We start from the raw sequence: 6,808 nt of genomic DNA, 5'->3' as shown, positions 1-6,808 counted from the left end.
ACGGCGGTCGACACGCTGGCACCGGGGACGGAGGCGTACGGCCTGCTGCGCGCGCTGCAACGGCTGTTCGCGCTGCGCTGGATCGACCGCAACAGCGGCGATCTGCTGGCGCGCGGCCGGCTCACCGCTTACCACATCGATCAACTGCCGGACCTCGTCGAACGGTTGATCGCGGAACTTGCGGGCAGCGCCCCGACGCTCGTCGCGGCGTTCGCCCTGCCCGAAGAACTCCTGGCCGACCACCCCATCGGCCGGGCGCACTACACCGGCGCGTACGACGACCCGGCCGCGCCATGGCACACCGAACCGGTTCACGAACCGGTTCACGAACCGGCTCACGAACCATCCGCTCAGCCGTCCGCCGAGCCGTCAGCCCGGCCGTCCCTCCAGCGGACGCGGTGAGAGCGAACCGCACCGTACGACGCGTACGGGAGGCGGCGGCCGGCTGGGGCCTGCGCGCCGTCCTGTGCACGTACTGGGGAGCGGCCTACCTGCTGGCCGAGACCCCTCAACTCCGTTCGAAAGGAACTGACATGAACGAGATCCACCCCAAGATCACCGAGGTTCTCGCCGAGACCTTCAAGGTGCCGGCCGACGAGATCATCCCCTCCGCCACGATGGACAGCCTGGAGATGGACTCCCTCGCCGTCGCCGAGTTCGCCGTCATCATCAAGGAGACGCTGGGCGTCGACGCCGACGCCGAAGAGGTACTGAGGACGGCCACCCTCGCCGACATCTCCGCTTTCCTGGACAAGGCACTTGTGGGCGTCACGCCGTGATCGCGCCCATCGTGACGAGCGCGCCCATCGTGACGAAACCCGCCGTCGCCGTCACGGGGCTGGGCATGATCACCCCCGTCGGCAACGACACCGAGTCCACCTGGGCCGGCGTCAACGCCGGGGTCTCGCCCGCCCGCAGGGTCCCCGAACTGCGCGACTGCGTAGTCGACTTCGCCTGCACGGTCGACGGCATCGACCTCGACGCCGCGGTCGGCGGCCGTACCGCCTTCCGGATGGGCCGGTACGTCAAGTTCGCGCTGCTCGCGGCGCGCGAGGCGGTCGCCGACGCCGGGCTCGACCCGGCGACCTGGGACGGCACCCGGGTCGCCGTCGTGGTCGGCACCAGCAGCGGCGGCTCGGCGAGCCTCACCGAACAGGCCGTCGCCCTCGACCGGCGCGGCCCCGAGGCCACCTCACCCACCGGCATCCTGCTGACCATCCCGAACATGCCGGCGGCCGAGATCGCCATCAAGATGCGGGCCACAGGCCCCAGCATGGCGCCGTGCACCGCCTGTTCGTCCGGCGTGACGGCGCTGTCGGTGGCCCGTGACCTGCTGGCGACCGGGCAGTGCGACATCGCGGTGGCAGGCGCCACCGAGTCGATCGTCTTCCCCGTCGCCATGACCGGGCTCGCCCGCTCGGGCGCTGCGGCGACGGCAGGACCCGACGACGACCCGGCGCTGCTGTGCCGGCCGTTCGCCACCGACCGGCGCGGTCTGGTCATGGGGGAGGGCGCGGCGATCATGGTGCTGGAGCGGGAGACGGACGCGCGGGCGCGCGGCGCGGTCCCCCGCGCGCTGCTGGCCGGCACCGGCGCCACCACCGACGCCCACCACCCCACGAGCCCGCACCCGTCGGGCGCCGTGGCACAGCGCGCGGTCGAGGCGGCGCTGCGGGACGCGGGCTGGAGCGCGTACGACGTCGATCACGTCAACGCGCACGGCACGTCGACCCCCCTCAACGACGCCACCGAGGCGGCGCTGATCAGCCGGGTCTACCCCCACCGGCCCCCGGTCACGGCCCCGAAGGGCGTCCTCGGCCACTGCATGGGCGCGGCGGGCGCGATCGAGGCGGGACTGACCGTGCTGACCCTGCAGCACGGCGTCGTACCGCCGATCGCCAACTTGGACGCGCCGTCTGCGGAGTTCGACATCGACTGCGTGACGAAGCAGCCTCGGCTGCTGGACCGGATCGACCGGGCGGTGAGCCACTCGTTCGGTTTCGGGGGGCACAACGCGGTGGTCGCGCTGGAACGCGCGTAACGGTCCTCGCCCCTGCCCGTACGTCCCCGAAGGAGCTTCCATGAGCACGAAATCGGCCCTCCGGGGACGTACGGCCGTCATCACCGGCGCGGCGCGCGGCGTGGGCGAGCAACTGGCCCACGCGCTCTCCGCACGCGGCGCGCGACTCGCGCTGGTCGGCCTCGAAGAGACCGAACTGGCGCGGGTGGCGGCGTCGTTGCCGGGCGAGGCCGGCCACTGGTACGCGGATGTCACGGACGCGGACGCCATGTCGCGTACGGCGGCTCACGTGTCGGACCGCTTCGGGACGGTCGACATCGTCGTCGCCAACGCCGGTGTCGCGGCCGGCGGCCTCTTCCTGCACTCCGACGCGGACGCGTGGCGCCGCGTCGTCGAGGTCAACCTCATCGGCGGCGCGGTCACGGCCCGCGCGTTCCTCCCGGCGCTGCTGGCGGCACGCGGCTACTACCTCCAGATCGCCTCACTCGCGGCCCTCGCGCCCGCCCCGATGATGAGCGCCTACTGCGCGTCGAAGTCCGGCGTGGAGGCCTTCGCCCACACCCTGCACACCGAGGTCGCCCACCACGGCGTGACGGTCGGCGTCGGCTACCTCAGCTGGACCGACACGGACATGGCGCGGGGCGCGGCCGACGAAGCCGTACTGCGCGACCTGCGCGCCCGCATGCCCTGGCCCGCCAACCGAACGTCCCCCCTGCCCCCGGCCGTCACCCGCCTGGCGGCGGGTATCGAACGCCGCGCCCGTCACGTCTACGCCCAACCCTGGCTGCGGACGGCGTACTTGCTGCGGTCGGCCCTGCCAGGCGCGGTGACCCGCAGCGCGCGCCGCCAACTCCCCGAGCTGGAAAGGAGAGCGGCGGGGATGCCGACAACGGGTTTGCTGGGAGCGGGCGGAGCGGCCGACAGGGGCCGCCGAGCCGGCTCTCCTGTCGACTCCCGCGTCGACTCTGCTTAATTGCTTCATAGCCCACCGAACGGGGTACTTCGGGCGCTAAAGTGCACACCTCGCACCGTGAGTGTGCGGTGCGTCACATGAGGTGGGGTGGGGTGGCATGCGCGAAATGGCCAAGGGCGCCAACGTCGTGCTGGCGACGCTGAGTGAGGACGCCGGGACCGGGTCCCTGCAGGTGGGGCTGAGCTGGAGCAGTGAGCAGGGCGACGGGGATGCCGACGTGTCCGTACTGCTGCTCGGCGGGGAGGGGAAGGTACGGACCGATGCCGACTTCTTCTTCTACAACAACGCGGTCGCCGCTGACGGCAGTGTGAGCCTGTTGGGCAAGACGCCCACGGACAGCGGCAGCGAGGACCGCATCAGCATCGATCTGCAGGCGATGGCGCCGGACGTGGCACGGATCGTCGTAGCCGCAAGCCGGTACGAGGGCGCGCGGTTCGGCGAGCTCAACGGCTTACGGCTCACCGTCGCCGACCGGACCGGTGAGGGGATCCTCGGGTTCTCGATCGACGACGCGGGGCCGGAGAGCGCCTTCGTCTTCGGCGAGTTCTACCGGCGCGACGGCGAGTGGAAGTTCCGCGCCGTCGGGCAGGGGTACGAGACCGGTCTGGCCGGTCTGGCAACGGACTTCGGCATCGACGTGGACGACGCGGCGGAGGCCGACAGTGATGTCCATGCCGACGGTGACGAGGGCGACGTCCCTGCGGTGGTCGCTGCCGCGCCGCAGCCTGACGACGGCGTGAGTACGGGCACCGCGACCGGGCCTTCGGCGATCATTCCGGCGCAGGTGGCGCCGGCGCAGGCGTCGGTCCATGTAACAGCGCAGGTGGCGGTGCAAGGTCAGGGCGAGACTCCGGTCCTGGCGCCGCCGGTACGTCGGCCCCGTACCGTCAAGAAGAAGATCACCCTGCCCAAGGTGGCCCGGAAGTCCCTCGCCGAGAACGACAGTTGGCACGCGGCACGGCTGTTCCCCGTGCCGTCGCTGAAGAACGACCGGGAGCGCGAGACGCGGGCGACATCCGTCCTGCTGTCGGTGATGGCGCAGGTCCCCGAGTTCGGTCGGCGGCTCATGGCCGGCTTCGGGGCACCGGTCGGGCGGATGGAGACATTCACCGAAGTCTCCCTGCCGCACGGCGACGCTCCGAAGCGGCCGGACGGCATCATCCGGGTCGAGCGTGCGGGCAAGCTGTGGACGGCGCTGGTCGAGACGAAGACCAACGGCAACCCGTTGAAGCCCCAACAGGTCCAGGACTACATGGACATCGCCGCGCGACGCGGCTACGAAGCCGTGATCACCCTGTGCAACGACGTGGCCCTGGAAGGGCGTCCGCTGGTCGACGTCAAGGTCGACGGACGACGGAAGCACAAGGTCGTCCTCCGGCATCTGTCCTGGGCCGAAGTCACCCACCAGGCGCAGCTGCTGATCCGCCACGAAGGAGTCGGCAACGCCGCGCACGCCTGGCTGCTCCAGGAACTGCTCCACTACCTCCAGCACGAGAACTCCGGCTGCCACGGCTTCCAGAACATGGGCCCCGCCTGGGTCCCCGTCCGTAACGGCATCGACGACGAGACGCTGTGCCAGGGGGATCCGCGCGCCGTCGATGTCGTGGAGAGCTGGGAACGGCTCGTACGGCAGGTCTGTCTGCGCCTGGGCGGTGAACTCGGCCAGAAAGTGCTGCCCGTCCAGCGCGTGAGGCGCACGGCCGACCCGCAAGGCCGCCGGGGTGCGCTGGCCGACCTGCTGTGTGACGAGGGCCGGCTCCACGCCGAACTGCGCATCGAGGGCGCGCCGGGAGTGCTGGCGCTCGCGGCGGACCTGCGGACCGGCCGGCTGCGCACGTCCATCGACATCCCGGCCCCGGCGACCGGCTACCCGCTGACCTGGGCCAAGCGGCTCGTTCGCCAACTCGACGAAGCCCCGGCCGACCTGCACATCCAGACGCTGGTACCGGAGGGGGCGACGGGGCCGCGCGGCACCCTGGAGCGGCTTCGGCCTGAGCCTGCGGATCTGCTGCCCAAGGGGGACACCGAGATCACCGGCTTCCGGCTGTCCCTGTTCAAGAGCATGGGCAACACCCGGGGCCATGCGGAGTCCAGCTTCATCCGCAGTGTCGACGACTGTGTGGACCGCTTCTGCGCGAACGTCGTCGCGGCCCTGGACCGGACCGCGCCTGCGAGGCGCCCGCAACGGGGGGAGGCAGCGGGCGTGGATGCGGGAGTTGGCGCGACTGCTGGGTAGGGCGGGCGGTCCGTGGCATAGCCTTCCGGCATGACAGATGGCCGAGCGGACCTCGAACGTCTCGCATCAGGGAAGTACCTCCTGGTCACCACCTTCCGTCGGGACGGCCGGGAGGTCGCGACCCCGGTGTGGGTGATCCGTGACGGTGACGCCCTCGGTGTCTGGACGGTCACCGGTTCCGGCAAGGTCAAGCGGATCCGCAACCGCGCCGACGTCGTGGTCTCCGCCTGCGACCTGCGGGGCAACCCGTCGGGTGAGCCGGTCGCAGGGCGGGCGGAGATCCTGGACGGCGTCCAGACCAAGCACTACCGCGATCTCCTGGGCCGTAAGTACGGCTTGGTGGGCAGACTTACGCTGCTGGGCAGCCGCCTGCGGCGGGGCGCGGACGGGACTGTCGGCATCCGGATCACCCTCGGCTAGGGCCTGTCCGGCGGGTGGCACGTGCCTGCTCAGCGGGTGTGGGCCACCACGGCGTCGATGATCGTGGGCCAGAGTTCGCGCGGGCGGTCGTGACCCATGTCGGGGATGAGCAGCAGTTCGGCACCGGGCACCAGCTCCGCTGTGCGCTTTCCGCCGCTGGGGTCGATCAGTGTGTCGTCCAGGCCGTGGATCACCAGCGTGGGCACGCGCAGTTCACGGAGCGCGTCCGCGCGTGAACCGCTGAGGATCATCGCGCCGAGCTGTCGTCCGATCCCCGCCGGGTAGTAGGCGCGGTCGTAGCTCGCGGCGGCCAGTTCCCGCAACGCTGCGGCATTGCCGTATCGCTTGGACGCCCAGACCAGTTCTCTCTCCGCCGCCGCGACGTAGCCCTCGCGGTCGGCGGGCTTCGGACCGAACAGCACCGCCTGGGCCTCCGGGCTGGGCCGGCCGTATTCACTCTCGCCGGTCGAGGACATCATCGACGTCAAGGTCAGCACCCGCTCGGGGGAGGAGATGGCCATCGTCTGGGCGATCATTCCTCCCATCGACGCGCCGACCACGTGGGCACGTTCGACACCGAGCGCGGTGAGCAGGCCGAGGCCGTCGTCGGCCATGTCGAGGAGCCGGTAGGGAACCATCGCGAGCGCGGCGGGGATGTCGCCCGAGCTGACGGCGGCGATGAACTCGCCCATGTCGACGGGGTGATCGTCGAACGTGGTGGACAGGCCGCAGTCGCGGTTGTCGTACCGGATCACGTAGCGGCCGTGGTCTGCCAGCGCCCGGCAGAAGTCCTCGTGCCAGGCGATCATCTGCGCGCCGAATCCCATCACGAGCAGGACCGGGGGATCCCCGGGGTCGCCAAAGGTCTCGTACGCGATGGACACCTCGGGAGACACAGCAATGACCGGCATGCGGGGAGCCTGCCACGGCCGGCCACGGAGCGCACCCGGAATTTCGGCGCGTGACCTGCGCGTCCTCCGCTGCGCGGGGTGCGTGGGCCGGGGAGTTAGCCGGTCGGAGGGCCGCCCCTGACGGGTGCTGCGCGGTAGTTGCGTGGGGGGACTCGGGCTGGCTCGGCGTCCGCCCGGGTGGGGCGGTGGGTGCGGGTCAGGGCGGCATGAGCCGGGGGCTGTGCGGGCCGGGAAGTTAGCTGAGCCGA

At 71.3% G+C, this 6,808-nt stretch carries 7 protein-coding genes; 6 read left to right on the top strand and 1 reads right to left on the bottom strand.

Features of this window, described 5'->3' with window-relative positions; all coding sequences use genetic code 11:
* The 6 genes from HY68_RS09785 to HY68_RS09760 all read left to right on the top strand — a co-directional run.
* The coding region (locus tag HY68_RS09785; RefSeq protein WP_041987005.1) for an acyl-CoA dehydrogenase at positions 1–402 on the top strand (402 nt) is incomplete at its 5' end.
* Positions 403–533: 131 nt separating this feature from the next.
* Positions 534–779, top strand: a complete 246-nt coding sequence (locus HY68_RS09780; RefSeq protein WP_041987002.1) for an acyl carrier protein — start codon at positions 534–536, stop codon at positions 777–779.
* A 29-nt stretch (positions 780–808) separates the two neighbouring features.
* Entirely contained in the window at positions 809–2,041 is a 1,233-nt protein-coding gene (locus HY68_RS09775; RefSeq protein ID WP_078863907.1) for a beta-ketoacyl-[acyl-carrier-protein] synthase family protein, read from the top strand.
* Between the two features lie 40 nt (positions 2,042–2,081).
* Entirely contained in the window at positions 2,082–2,993 is a 912-nt protein-coding gene (locus HY68_RS09770) for an SDR family oxidoreductase (RefSeq protein WP_041986999.1), read from the top strand.
* A 97-nt stretch (positions 2,994–3,090) separates the two neighbouring features.
* On the top strand, positions 3,091–5,229 hold the full coding sequence (locus HY68_RS09765) for a TerD family protein (RefSeq protein WP_041986995.1): 2,139 nt from the start codon (positions 3,091–3,093) through the stop codon (positions 5,227–5,229).
* A 30-nt stretch (positions 5,230–5,259) separates the two neighbouring features.
* A complete protein-coding gene (locus tag HY68_RS09760; RefSeq protein ID WP_041986994.1) occupies positions 5,260–5,649 on the top strand; it encodes a PPOX class F420-dependent oxidoreductase in 390 nt (129 codons plus the stop codon).
* Positions 5,650–5,678: 29 nt separating this feature from the next.
* On the opposite strand, the gene HY68_RS09755 is transcribed toward HY68_RS09760, so the two are convergent.
* Positions 5,679–6,560 carry an alpha/beta hydrolase gene (locus HY68_RS09755; protein ID WP_041986993.1) on the bottom strand — a complete coding sequence of 294 codons (882 nt, stop codon included), beginning with the start codon at positions 6,558–6,560 and terminating at the stop codon, positions 5,679–5,681.
* Positions 6,561–6,808 lie beyond the last annotated feature (248 nt).

Origin of the sequence: Streptomyces sp. AcH 505 (assembly GCF_000818175.1) — a bacterium.
Lineage (GTDB): Bacteria > Actinomycetota > Actinomycetes > Streptomycetales > Streptomycetaceae > Streptomyces.
This window is presented reverse-complemented; position numbering and strand designations above follow the sequence as displayed.

Coding starts and splice junctions, on each gene's coding strand:
- HY68_RS09780 (WP_041987002.1), top strand. CDS start 534: ATGAACGAGATCCACCCCAAGATCACCGAGGTTCTCGCCGAGACCTTC.
- HY68_RS09755 (WP_041986993.1), bottom strand. CDS start 6,560: ATGCCGGTCATTGCTGTGTCTCCCGAGGTGTCCATCGCGTACGAGACC.
- HY68_RS09765 (WP_041986995.1), top strand. CDS start 3,091: ATGCGCGAAATGGCCAAGGGCGCCAACGTCGTGCTGGCGACGCTGAGT.
- HY68_RS09770 (WP_041986999.1), top strand. CDS start 2,082: ATGAGCACGAAATCGGCCCTCCGGGGACGTACGGCCGTCATCACCGGC.
- HY68_RS09760 (WP_041986994.1), top strand. CDS start 5,260: ATGACAGATGGCCGAGCGGACCTCGAACGTCTCGCATCAGGGAAGTAC.